The sequence below is a fragment of the Eggerthia catenaformis OT 569 = DSM 20559 genome (genome assembly GCF_000340375.1).
In the GTDB taxonomy this organism is placed as follows: Bacteria; Bacillota_I; Bacilli_A; order Erysipelotrichales; family Coprobacillaceae; genus Eggerthia; species Eggerthia catenaformis.
Genome location: NZ_KB446646.1, coordinates 342,301 through 358,904, shown reverse-complemented (window position 1 = coordinate 358,904; position 16,604 = coordinate 342,301). Strand labels below are relative to the sequence as shown.

Sequence of the window (16,604 nt, the reverse complement as noted above, 5' to 3'; positions counted from 1 at the left end):
ATCATCTATTAAGAAACACAGTTTTTGACTGCTTGTTTTGTATAGTAGCCTTCTCTTAGCAGCCTCCCTATTTTTTCTGCATTCTTCTTAATAGTATTATATTCATCACCAGATAAAGAAGAAAGCTTATTTTCTATATCTTTAATATTTTCAACAGTAATACCGCATTTATTTTGGATAATAAAATCAGCAAGTGCTGCCTGACTCCATATAACGACCGGTATTCCACAAGCTAAGTATAATGATGTTTTATGAGGATTATTAATCTTTAAATATTCACCATATACACCGGTACATGTCTGCGAGGATATACCATCCCATACCAATCCAAAACTTCCTGATAAAGCATAAGGTAATTCATCAGGAGGATAAGAACCATGGTATTGAATTTTATCATTAACTTTACCGGTATAATCAATCCCATATAAATTAAAATTTACATTATCCGGTAAATCATAAACATAAGCTGCTTTATGCTGACGCAGATTCCCGGCAATAATAATCGGTAATGACTTATCAAAGACTTTCATTTTATTACTGTCAAAATCATCTATTAAATAATCAAATATTTCTAATGAAACAAGCTGATCTTCATGAATTTGAAACTCATTCATTAAAAATTTTTTCATATGCTCATTATGAACAATAATATGTGATACATTTTTTAAACAGTTCTTTTCTTCTATGCTTAGTCTTAATTTATTCTTAAAGCTTACATCATCTCTTTTAGCAGCTCTTAGAAGCTCTAAATCATGAATCACAAGATTAACGTCAATACCTTTTCTAACCAGTTTCTTTAATAAACCCGGAAGCAGTAGAGAATGCTCAATAATCGGAAACTGAACAATCACCCTATCATTCTTTTTTAATAAAGAGAGTTTATCTTTCCATATCTTATAAATATTATAATGCCATCTTAATTTATTGATACTGCCGGCTTTTTTTCTATCATAAGCACTTACCGGTATACTGATCTTTAAATATCCCTGAGATAATAATAGAGTCTCCAAATCATCTCTGGCTTTCACTCCGGCCGTTCTTGATAAGCCATCTTCCTGAGTTTCACTAATAAAATAATCCATTATATCATTCCTCTTTCTAATAAAGTAATTGTTCTTTGTGTTCCTTCTTCAAGGCTGAATGATGCTTTCCATCCCAGTTTTTCTAATTTATCTGAATTAAGACTTGAATTTGACATAAGATTATATCCTTTCATTTCAGCATCATCAGGATTTTCAAAAACAACTTCTTTATTTCCTGCTTTTGCGATCGCAAAAGCAATATCTTTAATACTTACAATAGAATCTTTATTAGAAATATTATACGCCTGCTTATTCTCTCCTTTAATTAAAACAGTCAAAATAGCCGAAGCACAGTCCATACTGTAGCAATATGATCTTAACTGATGACCGGCACTTTTCATAATAATATTCTCTCCCCTAAGCACATTTCTGGAAAATGAAGCGGATGCTCTTTGATCACCGGGAAGAATAGAAGGTCCATATATATGCCCCGGTCTAACAATAACAGTATCAATAGAATACTCATTTGCATAAGAGACACATAACGTTTCAGAAGCTCTTTTTGCGCTTGGATAACTGGCTCTATCATTTAATATATCGAGATAACAGTAATCATTTTCTAAATAAGGCTGATTATCTTCTTTCTTGCCATAAACTTCACTGGACGATATATAGAGTAATCTTTTTGTATGATGTTCTGCTGCATAGCTAAGAAGATTATGAACACCTAAAATATTCGCAAGCATTGTCTCTACAGGCTTAGAAGTATATAAATCAGGACTCGCATTACTTGCCCCATGAATAATAAAATCAAAAGACTGATTAAAATCTAATAAAGCTGTAGCATCATACTGAATAAAGAAATAATCTTTTCCTTCAGTAAAAGGCAAGAATCTGTTAATAAGTTTCTCTTTATTACGACCGGCAAGATAAATAGTAATATTAGCATGATTCATCTTATTTAAATAAAGCAATATGGCACTGATAGAAATACCAATCATGCCGGTGGCTCCGGTTATTAGAATAGAAGAGTTAAATAACTCTTCTATATCCGATATATGATTAATGACTTTTTTGACATCTTGAAATGTTGTATCTATCATTTATTTTATCCATTCATCTTTCTTGGTATGTAATAATGCTTTAAAAATCATAATATCATCAACTGTCGTAATCTTTAAATTCTCTTCAGAACCCTTTGAAAAATAAATTGTTTCACCCAGCTGTTGCATCAATGTACATGTTGCAGCAGTATTAACAATATTCTGTAATTCCGCCTGTTCATGTGCCCATAACAGTTTTTTGAGAGTATATGTATGCGGCGTCTGTGTTCTATAAAGCTGTTCTCTAGGAATAGAAATAATTGAGGAAGCTCCATTATCTTTACTCCTAAAAACAGCTTCTACACATGGAATAGCAGCTACCGCACTGCCATGTGTCTTAAAAACAGCTAAACTGTCAGAAATAATATCACTTGATACAAGACATCTGTTGCCATCATGAATCATTACTACATCTTCTTCATGACATTCCTCTTGCAACTTAACCAGCCCATTATGAATGGATTCCTGTCCTGTCTCACCGCCGGCAACAATCCATTTTAATTTTGTAATATTAAACTGTCTGGCATATGCCTGTAAAACATCTATCCAGTTAGGTAAAGTAACTACTATAATAGCATCTATAGATGGATGATTCTGAAATGCTTCTAATGTATAAATAATAATAGGCTTATTCTCTACATTCATAAATTGTTTAGGGATATCCTGATGCATTCTTGAACCTACACCAGCCGCTGTTAATAATGCAATATTCATGATTCTTTCCTCTATGATTTTATTTCAATAAAATCTTTCTTTCTATAAAAATCTTCAATAATACCGGTAATGGCCTGACTGATATTTTCATTAATAACTAAATATTCCGCATGATCAGAAATCATTCGAGTAAAAGCAACAAGTTCATATCTGATCCCTTCTCCATCTAACTGATAGAAATACCTCTTATTAGTATTAGAATCTTCAAATCTAATTTCAAAATAATCTGTTTTCCACCAAGGAGCAGGTACATAAATATATCCTTTTGTTCCTGTCACAATAAGACTTCCCTCTGATTTAGCTTCTTTAGCTACTTTAATAGAAGCAACCGCATGATCATAAATAAGACTAATCTTTGTGAACTGATCATACATATTTTTATTAGGATCCAATAAAGATATAATTTTTTTATATCTATAATCCGTCCCTAATATTTGAAAGACAGGAAGCAAAGCTGTGGGACCCCAGTCACAGATGCTGTTCCAACTTTTTTGCAGTCCTTCCATACTTGTACATACCGCATCTACTGCAACAGGATTCCCAATAATACCGCCTTTTACAAGTAATAATATTCTTTCATAAGCTGTAATATAAGCAGTCTTCAATGCTTCCATATAAACTAAATGATGCTTAGAAGCATAGTCTTTTAATTCTTTATATTCCTCCGCCTTTAAAGTCATTGGAGACTCACAAAGTACATGCTTACCTTTATGCAATGCCTGATAAGCTTCCTGATAATGTCTGCCGGGATCAGAATGGATATAAATAGCATCTGTCTGATCTAATAATTCATCTAAATTATCAGTTACGACTTCTAATTCCTTCAAATCATCTGATAATAAAGAAGCATCAGCAGTACATACACCTTTGAGAGTAATCCCATTAACATACTTGACTTCTCTTTGTATCTTATTAAGAAAAGCTGACTCACCGACAACCCCGAATCTGATTTCTCTGACTTTTTCTCTTATTTCAGAACTGGAAACACCTTCAGTACGCTTTAAATAAACAACCTTACAATACTCATTAAGATAATCAAACTGTCCTTCCCAGTCTGATCCAACAGTAAAAATATCAATATCATATTTTCTAATATCGTCTATCTTCTGTCCTTCATATTCTTCAACAATAATTTCATCTGCTAATCCTGTTGCTCTGACAGCTTCTATTCTTTCCATTAATGTTTGCTGAACATTAATCTTACCTCTTGATTTATCAAAATCATCAGCTGTCACACCAACAATCAGATAATCTCCTAAAGCTTTTGCCCGTTCAAGAAGTTTAATATGGCCATAATGAAGTAAATCATATGTTCCATATGTGATAACCTTAACCATAAGAATCTCCTCTCCTGAACCTATTATTTATCCAATTCACGCAATGCATTCATAAATATTTCCATATATTTCTTTTCCCCAATAGAAACTCTTAAGCAAGTACCGAATTCCCCTACCTGAGGGTAAGACTTAATAAGAATCTTTTTCTCTTCTTTCATTCTTTCTACAATCTTATTGGCATCTGTCTTAGGCTCAATAAACAAAAAGTTTCCCGCATCTCCTTTATGTCTATAGCCATAATAATCTAATGAATCTATAAGATATTGTCTTCCCTCCATAAACTTACTAATTAATGAATCCAACATCCCCGGTGTTTCAAGAATTTCTTCTGCAAATTTCATTGCGAAAGCATTAGTATTATGTGGTGTACATAATTTCTGCACCATTTTAATATCTTCAGGATGTCCTGCCACATATCCTAAACGACATCCGGCCATTGAAAATAATTTTGAAAATGTTCTAGTAACAAAAACATGTCTTGAAGCAAGTGCATAATCAATAAAAGTCTTAGGATAAAAATAATGATAAGCTTCATCAATCAGTAAAGTAATTTCCTTTTCCTGACAAGCTTTAAAAATACATTTAAATTCTTCTTCACTATAAACATTTCCCATAGGATTATTAGGATTAAGAAGAATCAGCATTTGTGTTTCTTCTGAAAGATGAGAAATAATATCCTCAACGGATATTGTGAGATCTTCATGATAAGGAACCTGAATAAAATCTCTGCCATACATTTCAGAATAAATCTGAAACATAAAATAAGAAGGTACAACACCTACAATCTTTCCCTTTGGAGCAGTAAATGCCTGAATAATGTATCTGATTCCTTCTGCTGAACCGTTCACTAAGCATATATTTTCAATGTTTGTATGAAGATGCTTAGCAAGCACTTCAGTAAAATGCAATGTCTCAGGATATTGAGAAATCATCTGAGGTGTTACCTGATTTAAAACTTTCTTAATAAATACTTCCGGTAATCCGCCGGGATTTTCATTAAGATCTAATCTTAAATAATCTTTTCTTTCATTCTGATCAAATATTCTGTTTAAATCTTTAATATTCGGATTTAAATAATACATATTCCATTCCTCTTTTCTTTAACGATATTTCATTTGTTTTTTAGGGTCTACATAATATCCGTCATCACAGTGCGGTATCTGCTTTTCCAATGGCGGAAGTTTCATATAATCGCCATATAGATTAGAAAGATAGATATCATAATTCTTATACCCTAAATACTCTCGATTGCCAAATTTATATAATTCTTGAGGAAGATACTCCTCTTTCAGCCATCTTTCTTTTAATCCATACATACCATTATGAGAAGCAACATAAACAGCATTCTCATAGTTATATTGAGCACACAATTTATCCATTTTTCCGGCAATGCGATAAGAGCCCATCATTTTCAAAAGTGGTCTTAAAATATTCTTTAATACAGCCATTAACCTGCCTCGACTGCTGGTATTAGGTTTAGAAGTGCTTATCAATAATAATCTTCTAAGAAAATGAATCCTTCTCGTTTGTCTTTTAAAAGATTCTAAATTCTCCGGTGCTCCATCTACTGTAAAAATATCAATACCGATGAAAGGACAATCATCATCTTCCATAAATTCCGATGTTCTTCTTAAATCATAGCGAATATAACGAGCATAATGTCTAGGAAAAGTATGATCCTTACACGAAATAACATCTCTATCCTCATGCATCTTGATTTTCTTTTCAATAGTAAGAGTTATTAATTTCTCATAATCCGGTCGCGGCATTGAAATATCAATATCATTATCCCAGGGAATAAATCCCTGATGTCTAATAGCTCCAAGCAGTGATCCTCCTGCCAGATCATATCTTAAATGATACTCTTTGCATAATTCATCAAACTCATCCAGCATTTCTATATATGCAGCCTGCATTTCTTTAATGGTTATAATCTTCTCTGTTTCCATAATGACCCTCTACTTATTCACAATGATTTCTGCATTATGTTTGTTTCTATCTTCTAATGGAGGAAGCTCCATATAAGAATCTCCATAAATAATCTGACAAACTTTCTCTCCGTCAATAGGACCATCCAAGCTTTCTCCTTCAAAAGAATATTTTCTGCTTTCTTCAAAATATTTTCTTGGAAAAACTTCATCAAAACCATAAGCAGCTAAGAAATTAATAATATCTATAGTATCACTATTATAAGGATATTTTTCTAATACCTGATTTAATTTCCTTAAAGTTGTCTTAAAAGAAATACATTTATTTAACCATTTAAAACAACTTGCTAATGTGATAGAAAGTTTTCCTTTCCAGCTTCTTTTTCTTTTTTGATCAACCAGTTCATCAAACTGAACAATCTGATTTAAATTCCACCAAAAAGATAAATGAAGTTTATGAAAGGTTCTCTTTATTCCTTTATCAGGAAAACCATCTAAAGGAATAATATCAATCCAAGCCTTTTCAATTCTAGGAATATTGGCAGAATGATTAATAATTTTCATACTATTTGATTCCATTCTGGCCCAAGGATACTTATAAGTATCGGAAAGATGATAATTAACTAACGAATAATTTGTATCTAGATTACTATAAATCTGATGAAGCCTGTTATAATCACATCTTGGCATACAGATATCCACATCATCATCCCAGGGAATAAATCCCTGATGTCTAATAGCTCCTAATAATGTTCCTCCTAAAAGGTAATATCTAAGATTATTCTCTTCACAGATTCTTACAAATTCCTTAAGAATTGACAGCTCTTCTAATTGTAGTTTTCTTAAATCATTCATCAATCTATCCTCTTAACTTCTAAAACTTTCCTTTTTGATGTAAATCTTTTAAGGCATTAACTAAAACTGTATTATCATCATGATTTAAATATCCGATGTGTCCAACTCTAAATACTGTATGCTTCATATCTCCGCCATTAATATCAAATTGATCCGGTGCCGAAATTTGTCATAAAAACAGCTCTTGATTCTTTTTTTTTGCTTTTGTATAATTTTTAATATAAGTCTCTCATTTTCAAACATTACAGCTAGAAATTCTGCCGTTCTAAAATAAGGCACGTGCTTTGCTCCTATTTTTCTAATTTTATCAGAAGACATCACAATACCAACCGTAAGTTTAGCATTATTATTTCCTCTTATCCTAATTCTTTCTTTACACACTCTAATGCCGCTGCAATTGTATCATCCATATCAAAATATTTATACATTCCCAATCGACCGCCAAAAATAACTTCTCCTTCATTATCTGCAAGAGTTTTATACTTAGTATAAAGAGAATTGTTCTTATCATTGTTCATAGCATAATAAGGTTCATCTCCCTTATGCCAATCAGCCGGATATTCTTTTGTAATAATCGTCTTTGATTGTATTCCATATTCAAAATGCTTATGTTCAATAATTCTTGTATAAGGCACTTCATATTCTGTATAATTAACAACCGCATTTCCCTGGAAATTTTCTTCATCCAATACTTCAGTTTCGAATCTTAATGAACGATACTCCAGTTCTCCAAACTTATAATCATAGTATTCATCAATCATACCGGTAAAAACAATCTTATCAGCAATACTTTCTAATTCCTGGCGATGATCAAAGAAATCATAGTTAAGCTTTACTTCTATCTCAGCAAGCATCTTCTCTACAATCTGAGTATAGCCGCCAATAGGAATCCCCTGATAATCATCATTAAAATAATTATTATCATAAGTTAATCGAACCGGCAGTCTCTTAATAATAAAAGCCGGTAAATCAGAACATAGCTTCCCCCATTGTTTTTGTGTATAGCCTTTAATCAGCTTTTCATAAATATCTGTTCCAATCAGACTAATAGCCTGTTCTTCTAAATTTTTAGGTTCAGTAATGCCGGAAGCTTTCTTCTGTTGTTCTATTTTAGCCATAGCTTCTTTAGGTGTTCTGACTCCCCATAGCTTACTGAATGTATTCATATTAAAAGGTAAATTATAAACTTCATCCTTATAAAACGCAACAGGACTATTAGTATATCTATTAAATTTTGCAAACTTATTCACATAGTTCCATACTTCTTCATTAGATGTATGAAAAATATGTGCTCCATAGACATGCATATTGATGCCTTCTATTTCTTTTGTATAAATATTACCGGCCAGATGGTCTCTCTTATCAATAACTAATACTTGCTTTCCTTTTTTAGCTGCCTCATAAGCAAATATTGCACCAAATAAACCTGCTCCTACAACCAAATAATCATACTTACTCATCACTTTTCTCCTTCTTTTTAAACATCTGCTTAATCTCTATATTAGACATTGTAATCACTGATCCTATTAATAATAAATAAGGATTCATTTGAATACTTAATAGTCTAGGTTCTATAATCGCAATAATAAAAATAATCATAACTGAAATAATCACTGCATAGTCTTTTCTATGAAAATAGATAATCATTGCCATCAGTAAACATACAAATAATAATGAAAAGAAAATAATGCCATAATCTAAAACATTCTGGATATAGGAGCAATCAACAAAATTATAATCAGCATAATTAACAGTCTTAATTATTCCATTGCTTCCTGATCCCAGCCATGAAATCTTTCTTCCTAATAAAGGAATACCATAATACTTAATCGCATTCTGAGCAAGCTTTAGACGACCGCTTAATAAGCCATTAAGCTTTGACCATATATTACTATTCCCATTATAGAATAATGCGGTCATAAAAGAAAAAGCAAAACATGAAACAGCTAATGAGATAATAGTCCATGGTCTAATAAAGAAAACAATTATTCTTTCCTTATAATGGTAAATAAGAACTATTACAGATATCATTAATAGAATTATAAAATCCATTCTTGAATCTGTAATTGCATAAAACAAAATATTAATAATATTTATGATAAAAAACTCTTTAATCGTATATTTTTCTTTATATAATGAAAAATACATAAGTACCATAAAAAGAAAATGTGACATACATTCTGTCGGATAAATATATCCATAAGAATGTCTTACAGTCAGACCCCGATAAATAAGAACATCCGGAAGTATCCCTAATACTCCGCCAAATAATATCATCAGCATCACAACCGTATTCACAACAAGAATATATTTCAGATATTTACTAAATTCATAGCGGCTGGCATTCACAAACAATAAAAACATAACGAGTGCCCCAAAACCTTTAGAACCGAAAACTGTTAAAAGGCTTATCAGAAAAAAAACGATTAATAAATAATGTGATTTTATATATCTTATTGTTTTCTCTATAAAATTCCCCTGATATGTTTTAATCTCACAAAGAAAATAATCTATAACACCTAAAGCAAATATACCATAACAGAGATATCTTCCTATTTTAAAAATCAAATCAAATTTCCATAGACTTGTCATAATAGTAATCGTCATAAGCTGTAAAAATGTATAAATGCTTAAAGTCAGATAAAATATTTTTTCTTTGTATTGACTGTATATATTAATAATTTTATCCATTAAAAGCTCTCCCCATACTTTTTATGAAATAATTTAGCTTTCAGAAATCCTGTAATCTTTTTTATTTTATTAATCTTTTCCATATATAGAAAAGGAACTTCTACATAATGCTCATTATTCTTCATAAGCCATACATCTAATAATCGTTCTGATATTCTACCGGGATAACGCTTATGAAAAGCACTATAATCTGCCTGTTCAAACTTCTTATCCAATTCAAAAAGAATATCAAATAGCCAGCTGCAATAAGCGTCCAGTTTATCCTTTCTCATAATAAACATATTAAAAGCATGCTGTGATCTTTCTTTCATATGCTTATCAAAATAAGGCTTATACTCAGGATATTTCTCAGCAATAATTCTGCCTGCTTCATCTAAAGGCTCTACATACATCGTATGTGCATAATGATCATAGATTGTTTCAATATAATATTTTCTCTTTTTGGTTAAAATAATATCTGTATCACTATGATCTAAAATACTATTGGCCTCTTCTAACGTAAGCACCTCTTCAAATAAATCCTTTGATTTCTTCCATCCCTTAAAATGTCTGCGATAATGAGCAAGACCTATATACTCTGCATCTAAGTTTTTCCAAGCCCAGTATAAACCTGTTAATTCACAAAATGCCGAATTAAGCGATGAAATATTCTCACCCTGATCATCTCTCTGATATCCTATTGATTTTTTTCCTTCCGCTCCTACATGTACAGGTATATACATAGAATCACCTGGCATTCTATATTTTTTATGTGTTGCCACTATAACTCTAATATCTCTCATTACCTTGCTCCTTCTCCTAAGAATACACCTAAAGCTGTTTTAATAACTATTTCTAAATCTAACAGAATACTTTGATGACTTACATAATAGAGTTCCAATTCACATCTTTCCGGATAATCTACTTCACTACGTCCATGACTTGCCCAGTAGCCGGTCAGACCCGGTCTCACTGATAAGAACTTATCAGTATCTTCACCATACCATTTTAATTCTTCTTCAATAACCGGACGTGGTCCAATCAAACTCATATCTCCTTTTAAGATATTAAAGAACTGTGGAAATTCATCTAATGATGTCTTTCTTAAAAACTTTCCGGCCGGAGTAATACGAGGATCCTTTCTTAGCTTTGCACTATATTCCCATTCTTCTCTTAAAGCCGGATCATTAGCCAATATTTCCTTAAGCTTTTCTTCAGCATTAGGAATCATGCTCCTAAACTTATAAACATCAATAATCTTACCATTCTTTCCTACTCTTTTCTGAGTATAAAAAATAGGTGCATGATCATGATGTACTAAATTCATTATCTTTACAATTAAAGCTAATGGAAGAGTACATAATACACCAATCATGCCTGTTACAATATCTATCATCCTCTTGCCAAAAGCAGTCAGATAATTCGTTTCATTTCTAGAAGCAGAAATCATTAAGAAACCATTAATATCTCTAATATCACTGGAGAAATTCATCATATGATTATCCTGAGCCATATATTTAATCTTATTGACCAGTGTAATCACATCTCTCATCACTATATCAATAGCCTTCTGAGAAATATTAGGATCAACAATCGCAATCTGCTCAATATGTCTTTCTTCAACAATTCTCTTTAAATCATGATATGAGAATACTTCATATTTCAGATAGTCATATTCATAACCTTCTACTACATTTTCAAACTTCTGATTAAAAGCAGGTTCATGATTCATATTCACAAAACCGATAATCTCAGTTACTGCAAATCTATTATTATTTGCGGTTCTGGCATATTTTAAAGCATCTTTCCCGGTTCCAATCACAAGCGTTCTTCGCTTTATAAATTGCCTCATAATTATTCTTAAAGTTCTAGATACAAAGATTGATACAAAGAACATAATAAAAGCCAAAAAGATAATATACCTTCTCTTATCCTGATATAAAGACAATGGCAACACAACAATAAATGTAGCAATATAAACAACTGTTGCCTTAAAAACTCTCTGAATCTCATCCCATACCAAAGTATCTCTTAGATAATAATGACCAAAAATAAACATATAAATTAAATAAAGACCTAAAGATTCACGTAATAAACCTAAATTTATCTTCATAAGACTAAATAATAGGTAATATATTATTACTTCTACTATTAGAAGGATAATAGAAAAAATTTTTTTAGCCATAAACTCACCTCTAAATTAAATTTACTATAACATATTTTTAATAATTATAATAGACTCTGTCAATGTCTTATTTATATTCACTAAAAAATATGTTAGTATGTATACAGGTGATAACTATGAAAAAAGGATTGGCATTCTTAATATGTTTTGTTTTACTTATTCAGCTGTTGGGATGCTCTTCTAAAAAAGAAAAGAAGGGTCTAAATACTCCTAAAACTGAAGAAAAAACAAAAACTAAGAAAAAAGAAAATTTAAAATTAAATTATACAAATATTACATTATATATAGGAAACACATCTCATTTAAAGGTTAATACTTCCTCATCTATTACATGGACTTCTTTAAATAAAAAGATTGCTTCTGTAAAAAACGGTCTGGTAACGGGAATATCTGAAGGAAAAACACATATTCAGGCAAAAGTGAGTGATAAAACTTTAATTTGTCATGTTACTGTTAAAGCTAAAAATACTGTCAGTAAAAAAAAGACTACAAAAAAAAATAAAAAGAAAACAATCAATCCTGAACCTCAGAAAAAAGAATCTGAAGAAAAGCCAAAACTATTCACGGTAGAAAAGACAGAAGATAAATATAATATCAAAAACGAAGATAAGAGTATGTATCGTTTATTCTATATCACAAAGCAAGATGAAAAGAGACATCTTGTTGCTCAGTTTGATAATACAATTCCTGTCGTAATTGTAGATGAGATTATTACTTCAATAACGATTGATCAATGGATTAAAGAAAACAAAGATGAAATTATAAAAATATATGGAGAAGGATCATTCTCTATTGTAAAACCTGAATAAAAACATGGTTAAGCCATGTTTTTCGTTAAGGGGGAAGAATATATGAAAAAACAACTATTACTTATATTATTATCGGTCTTGATGCTTTCCGGTTGTGTGGGATCTAAATATTCAAATAAAGATACAGTCTTTAGAATGACTCAATATACTTCTGTAAAAACACTTGATTCGTCATTAGCGAATGATGAATCATCATTCATTGCCTTACATACTATTAATGATGGATTATATGGTTATGATAAGTACGGTAATATTCAAGAGGAACTTGCTAAAGACTATGAAGTAAGTGCTGATGGACTAACCTATACTTTTAAAATTAAGAAAGCTAAGTGGTCTAATGGGGATTATATTACAGCTGATGACTTTGTTTATGGCTGGCAAAGAGCTTTTTCCTCTCATTCCCCTAACACTTATCTTTTTACTTCTCTGGGTGCTCATATTAAAGGAGCAGATAAGCTTTATAAATCTCAGTCCGTTTCTCAAAGTGATTTAAATACTTTAGGTATTAAAGCTAAAAACAAAGATACTTTAAAAGTAATACTGACTAAACCTGTTGATGATCTTAAGAGTTATCTCACTCTTCCTGCTTTCTATCCCTTAAATAGAAAGTTTGTAGAGAAAGCAGGAAACAAATATGCTTCTTCTCAAGAATATATCCTATCTAATGGAGCCTATTTAATAGATCAGTGGAATAATCAGAAGATAACTTTTAAAAAGAATCAGAATTATTATGATAAAAAGAATATCCCTACTGATAGAATCGAAATGTTCTTTAATATATCCAGTAAACAGACTGCTAAAATGTTTGAAAAGCATCAGATTGATTATGGGGCTATCAGTGGTAATATTACTGAAAAATATTCAAAAAAAGATACCTTTATAAACAAAGAAAATCAGACAGCCTGGTATCTTGCTCCTAACTTTAAAAGCCGGTATATGTCAAATAAGTATTTAAGAGCCAGCTTATCCTATGCTTTAGACAGAACAGCCTTTACTACAAATACAACAAATATATTAAAGGGTGGATATAAGGCTTTGCCGGGGCTTGTTCCGACAGAAATAGAGGCTGACTCAACAGGAAAATTCATTAGGAATAGTGCCAGAACAGAGATTATAACTAATTTAAGAAAAGCAAGACAATTAATGAGACAGGTTATCAAAGCTAAAGAGTTTCCTACTGTTACTATTGCCTATATGGATAACTCTCCTGAAAGTAAAGTAATCGCTCAGAAAATTGCCAGTAGATTAAATATTATTGGTCATATTGATTTTAAGATAAAAAAGGTTAATGATTTCTCAAATAGAAATTATGATCTCTATTTAGTAAGCAAACGTGCTCAATATTTAAGTGCTATACCTTTTCTTTCTTTATTAGCATCACAGTCTAAGGAAAACTTTGGTTCTTATCATAATATAAAATATGATTATAAACTGGATGAAGTATCAAATCAGGAAAACCAAAACAATCGTTTTGATCTTATTCTTGAATTAGAAAAGATGGCATTAGAAGATTATGCATTAATTCCTCTTATTCAGGGAGCAAAATCATATCTTCAAGGAACGAACATTTCTTATCTAGTCGAAAAAAATATTGGTATTCCATTAATTTTAAAGTATGTATTAGTAAAATAGCAGTCAAATTGACTGCTATTTTTTATAAACATTTTGATTTTCTTTAATCAGTAAAATAAAGTGATATAATATAGCAAAGAGATAAACTAATCCGGTGAAAGGAGATGAATATTATATTGATTAGTTTATTCATTAAACAAAAGGAGTAAAAAAATAAGGAAGATAATTTCAATAATCACTTCTATATCTGTTACTCTTTCCCTTCTGCTCTCTTCAACAATAATAGTAAATACTGATAATCATCAAATACATAAAGGACAGAGTGAAGATAAATTATGTGAATTTACAATTTCAAAAAAGTATGAAGATAATCATACAATATTTACTTTTACTCTAACAAATATTTCTAATAAAAATTTAGAGAATATATCCTATAGAATAAAGTGTAAGAAAAATCCTGATTCTATTCATGATGCCTTTGCGATTGCTGATACACCCCATAACGGTCTTGTGATAAGAAATTCTGAACAATGGAATAAAGTATGGAAACAAAAAGAGTCTCATAGCTTTTCATTTAAATATGAAGAGCTTATTCAAGAAGACATTAAAAACTTCATATCTTCGATTCAATCTATAGAAAATTATTCAGGATATGAAGCGGATGAAGTACAAACTCCTAAAGAAGCAGAAAACTCTTTAACATTAGATGATTTTGATGTTAGAGACGGTATTGATACTCTAGGCAGTGAAGAAAGACTTATTTATGAAAAACTTTTACGTAAAGAAAAGGAAAAAACTAAAAAAGCTCCAAAAACACCTAGAAGAATCAGATGGAAAGCACGTGACTATGTCATAAATAATCCTGAATATACATTAAGGTTGGATCACCCAAATAATCCTTGTATTTATCTAAAAAAAGATGAATACTGGAAAAAATCCGTAAGAAAGAGTCCGGTGATTCAAGCCTACCATGTAGGCAGTAAATATATTTATGTTACTAATTTAAAAAAGATTGGAAATATTTATAACGTCTACATTCATAGACTTATTAAAAACAAAGCTGATACAGAGGCTACCTATGAATCATCAATGAAAATTATTGGTGGTGGTCATGGACAAACATTAGAACTTTTTGATCATAAAGGAAAAACTTACTTCCTAGTTGATCTAAATACAACAGATAATACAGCTGAATGGGGAACTCAGCTAGGTCGTGTAGAATATCAGCCCGGTAAAACAATAAAAAGAGAGAATATCCCTCGCCTGACGTATTTATGTGATTCTAAAAATGGTTATGATGATTTTGGCAAAATATCACGTGCTGATGGTGCTCTCTCTACTGATAGAAATTATCTGCTTATCTGGAAAAGAAGAGAAAAGAAGAACAATCCAACAACTGCGGTTGAATGTACAATTCATGATTTTAAAGCCGTTAATAATGAATTAGATACAAGATTAAGTAAAGGCTATAAGACAGCTACTTTTCATCATAATACCAAGATAAAAAGTATTCAATCATTCTCATCAAAGAAAGGTGACTATACATTATCTAGAAGTCAAGGTATAGAATTATCAAACAAGCAATCAAATGGACTCTTTTCTATTTACTGGACATTAGGTGATGAAGATAAGCAAAATAGTGCATTACCATTGAATAAAGCTGAACATTTCCTAGGAATCAAAAGATATGAAAGTAGTGGAAGATTCTGTACTGACAGACATATAAAACAAAACTTTTATAATGATAAGATGAAAATGGAAGCCCCTAGCCTACCGAAAAGTGGTAATTTTATAAGAATATTACTTGTTGAAACTGATAATATCCTTCGCCATGGTCCGGTTCATACAAAGACAGTACAGTATATTTGCAGAGTTGATAGAAATGCACTTATTAAAGATTAAGGAGGTTATTCCTGACATGAAAAAGATATTATTAAGCTTAATTATTCTTTCACTTCTCTGTGGATGCTCCAAAGAGAAAGTAAAGGATGAGGTGTATACAGTGACTCTTTCTCACAAAAATCGCAAGCAGACACTGCGTTATCATCTCAATGGCGGTAAAGTTGTAAAAGATTATCACTTCAACAATTCAAAAAAATTAGGAGTTTATGATAGTGCTCTTACACATCCTGTATTGGAGAAGAAAGGTGTTATTTTCCTTGGATGGACAACAGATCAGTCACTAGATCAACAGGTTTGGAAAGAAGATAATCCTCAGCTTTTTGGTCGCAATACCTTTGATTACTATGCAGTATATGGGAAGTTCTCTGTCGAGCAGAAAGGAAACAAAGTACACTTTAGAGTAGAGAATATCCCTTACAGCAACTACTCTTACTACTATTATTGCCTATTATTCAATAAAACAAGAAAAACAAGCTATACAAGCGATGAGTATACTACCTATGATGC

General features: G+C 31.1%; 15 protein-coding genes. 4 read left to right on the top strand and 11 right to left on the bottom strand.

Annotated elements, in window-relative coordinates:
- Positions 1–8: 8 nt before the first annotated feature.
- The 11 genes from HMPREF9943_RS01695 to HMPREF9943_RS01640 form a co-directional block, all read right to left on the bottom strand.
- Positions 9–1,082 carry a glycosyltransferase gene (locus HMPREF9943_RS01695; protein WP_004801472.1) on the bottom strand — a complete coding sequence of 358 codons (1,074 nt, stop codon included), beginning with the start codon at positions 1,080–1,082 and terminating at the stop codon, positions 9–11.
- Positions 1,082–2,125 (bottom strand): NAD-dependent epimerase/dehydratase family protein, encoded by a 1,044-nt coding sequence (locus tag HMPREF9943_RS01690; RefSeq protein WP_004801471.1) that lies wholly within the window; start codon positions 2,123–2,125, stop codon positions 1,082–1,084. The genes HMPREF9943_RS01695 and HMPREF9943_RS01690 overlap by 1 nt, the downstream gene beginning before the upstream one ends.
- On the bottom strand, positions 2,126–2,839 hold the full coding sequence (locus tag HMPREF9943_RS01685) for an IspD/TarI family cytidylyltransferase (RefSeq protein ID WP_004801469.1): 714 nt from the start codon (positions 2,837–2,839) through the stop codon (positions 2,126–2,128). It lies immediately after the preceding gene.
- A gap of 11 nt (positions 2,840–2,850) precedes the next feature.
- A complete protein-coding gene (locus HMPREF9943_RS01680) occupies positions 2,851–4,176 on the bottom strand; it encodes an adenylyltransferase/cytidyltransferase family protein (protein ID WP_004801467.1) in 1,326 nt (441 codons plus the stop codon).
- A gap of 23 nt (positions 4,177–4,199) precedes the next feature.
- On the bottom strand, positions 4,200–5,258 hold the full coding sequence (locus tag HMPREF9943_RS01675; RefSeq protein WP_004801466.1) for a pyridoxal phosphate-dependent aminotransferase: 1,059 nt from the start codon (positions 5,256–5,258) through the stop codon (positions 4,200–4,202).
- Positions 5,259–5,276: 18 nt separating this feature from the next.
- Complete coding sequence (locus tag HMPREF9943_RS01670) at positions 5,277–6,125, bottom strand: LicD family protein (protein ID WP_004801464.1); 849 nt, start codon at positions 6,123–6,125, stop codon at positions 5,277–5,279.
- A gap of 9 nt (positions 6,126–6,134) precedes the next feature.
- Complete coding sequence (locus HMPREF9943_RS01665; RefSeq protein ID WP_004801463.1) at positions 6,135–6,959, bottom strand: LicD family protein; 825 nt, start codon at positions 6,957–6,959, stop codon at positions 6,135–6,137.
- Between the two features lie 356 nt (positions 6,960–7,315).
- Positions 7,316–8,419 carry a UDP-galactopyranose mutase gene (gene glf / locus HMPREF9943_RS01655; protein WP_004801461.1) on the bottom strand — a complete coding sequence of 368 codons (1,104 nt, stop codon included), beginning with the start codon at positions 8,417–8,419 and terminating at the stop codon, positions 7,316–7,318.
- Positions 8,412–9,650, bottom strand: coding sequence for a hypothetical protein (locus tag HMPREF9943_RS01650; RefSeq protein ID WP_004801459.1), 1,239 nt, complete (start codon positions 9,648–9,650; stop codon positions 8,412–8,414). Before HMPREF9943_RS01650 ends, glf begins: the two co-directional genes overlap by 8 nt.
- Positions 9,650–10,432 carry a DUF4422 domain-containing protein gene (locus HMPREF9943_RS01645; protein ID WP_004801457.1) on the bottom strand — a complete coding sequence of 261 codons (783 nt, stop codon included), beginning with the start codon at positions 10,430–10,432 and terminating at the stop codon, positions 9,650–9,652. Before HMPREF9943_RS01645 ends, HMPREF9943_RS01650 begins: the two co-directional genes overlap by 1 nt.
- Positions 10,432–11,814 (bottom strand): exopolysaccharide biosynthesis polyprenyl glycosylphosphotransferase, encoded by a 1,383-nt coding sequence (locus tag HMPREF9943_RS01640; RefSeq protein ID WP_004801455.1) that lies wholly within the window; start codon positions 11,812–11,814, stop codon positions 10,432–10,434. The genes HMPREF9943_RS01645 and HMPREF9943_RS01640 overlap by 1 nt, the downstream gene beginning before the upstream one ends.
- A gap of 116 nt (positions 11,815–11,930) precedes the next feature.
- Between HMPREF9943_RS01640 and HMPREF9943_RS01635 the strand changes: the two genes are divergently transcribed.
- The 4 genes from HMPREF9943_RS01635 to HMPREF9943_RS10155 form a co-directional block, all read left to right on the top strand.
- Positions 11,931–12,623 carry an Ig-like domain-containing protein gene (locus HMPREF9943_RS01635; protein WP_004801453.1) on the top strand — a complete coding sequence of 231 codons (693 nt, stop codon included), beginning with the start codon at positions 11,931–11,933 and terminating at the stop codon, positions 12,621–12,623.
- Between the two features lie 42 nt (positions 12,624–12,665).
- A complete protein-coding gene (locus tag HMPREF9943_RS01630; protein WP_004801451.1) occupies positions 12,666–14,255 on the top strand; it encodes a peptide ABC transporter substrate-binding protein in 1,590 nt (529 codons plus the stop codon).
- A 450-nt stretch (positions 14,256–14,705) separates the two neighbouring features.
- Positions 14,706–16,097 (top strand): helveticin J family class III bacteriocin, encoded by a 1,392-nt coding sequence (locus HMPREF9943_RS01625; protein WP_004801448.1) that lies wholly within the window; start codon positions 14,706–14,708, stop codon positions 16,095–16,097.
- Between the two features lie 16 nt (positions 16,098–16,113).
- Positions 16,114–16,604: hypothetical protein (locus tag HMPREF9943_RS10155; protein ID WP_004801447.1), on the top strand; the 491-nt coding region annotated here is incomplete at its 3' end.

Coding starts and splice junctions, on each gene's coding strand:
- HMPREF9943_RS01695 (WP_004801472.1), bottom strand. CDS start 1,082: ATGGATTATTTTATTAGTGAAACTCAGGAAGATGGCTTATCAAGAACG.
- HMPREF9943_RS01690 (WP_004801471.1), bottom strand. CDS start 2,125: ATGATAGATACAACATTTCAAGATGTCAAAAAAGTCATTAATCATATA.
- HMPREF9943_RS01685 (WP_004801469.1), bottom strand. CDS start 2,839: ATGAATATTGCATTATTAACAGCGGCTGGTGTAGGTTCAAGAATGCAT.
- HMPREF9943_RS01680 (WP_004801467.1), bottom strand. CDS start 4,176: ATGGTTAAGGTTATCACATATGGAACATATGATTTACTTCATTATGGC.
- HMPREF9943_RS01675 (WP_004801466.1), bottom strand. CDS start 5,258: ATGTATTATTTAAATCCGAATATTAAAGATTTAAACAGAATATTTGAT.
- HMPREF9943_RS01670 (WP_004801464.1), bottom strand. CDS start 6,125: ATGGAAACAGAGAAGATTATAACCATTAAAGAAATGCAGGCTGCATAT.
- HMPREF9943_RS01665 (WP_004801463.1), bottom strand. CDS start 6,959: ATGAATGATTTAAGAAAACTACAATTAGAAGAGCTGTCAATTCTTAAG.
- glf (WP_004801461.1), bottom strand. CDS start 8,419: ATGAGTAAGTATGATTATTTGGTTGTAGGAGCAGGTTTATTTGGTGCA.
- HMPREF9943_RS01650 (WP_004801459.1), bottom strand. CDS start 9,650: ATGGATAAAATTATTAATATATACAGTCAATACAAAGAAAAAATATTT.
- HMPREF9943_RS01645 (WP_004801457.1), bottom strand. CDS start 10,432: ATGAGAGATATTAGAGTTATAGTGGCAACACATAAAAAATATAGAATG.
- HMPREF9943_RS01640 (WP_004801455.1), bottom strand. CDS start 11,814: ATGGCTAAAAAAATTTTTTCTATTATCCTTCTAATAGTAGAAGTAATA.
- HMPREF9943_RS01635 (WP_004801453.1), top strand. CDS start 11,931: ATGAAAAAAGGATTGGCATTCTTAATATGTTTTGTTTTACTTATTCAG.
- HMPREF9943_RS01630 (WP_004801451.1), top strand. CDS start 12,666: ATGAAAAAACAACTATTACTTATATTATTATCGGTCTTGATGCTTTCC.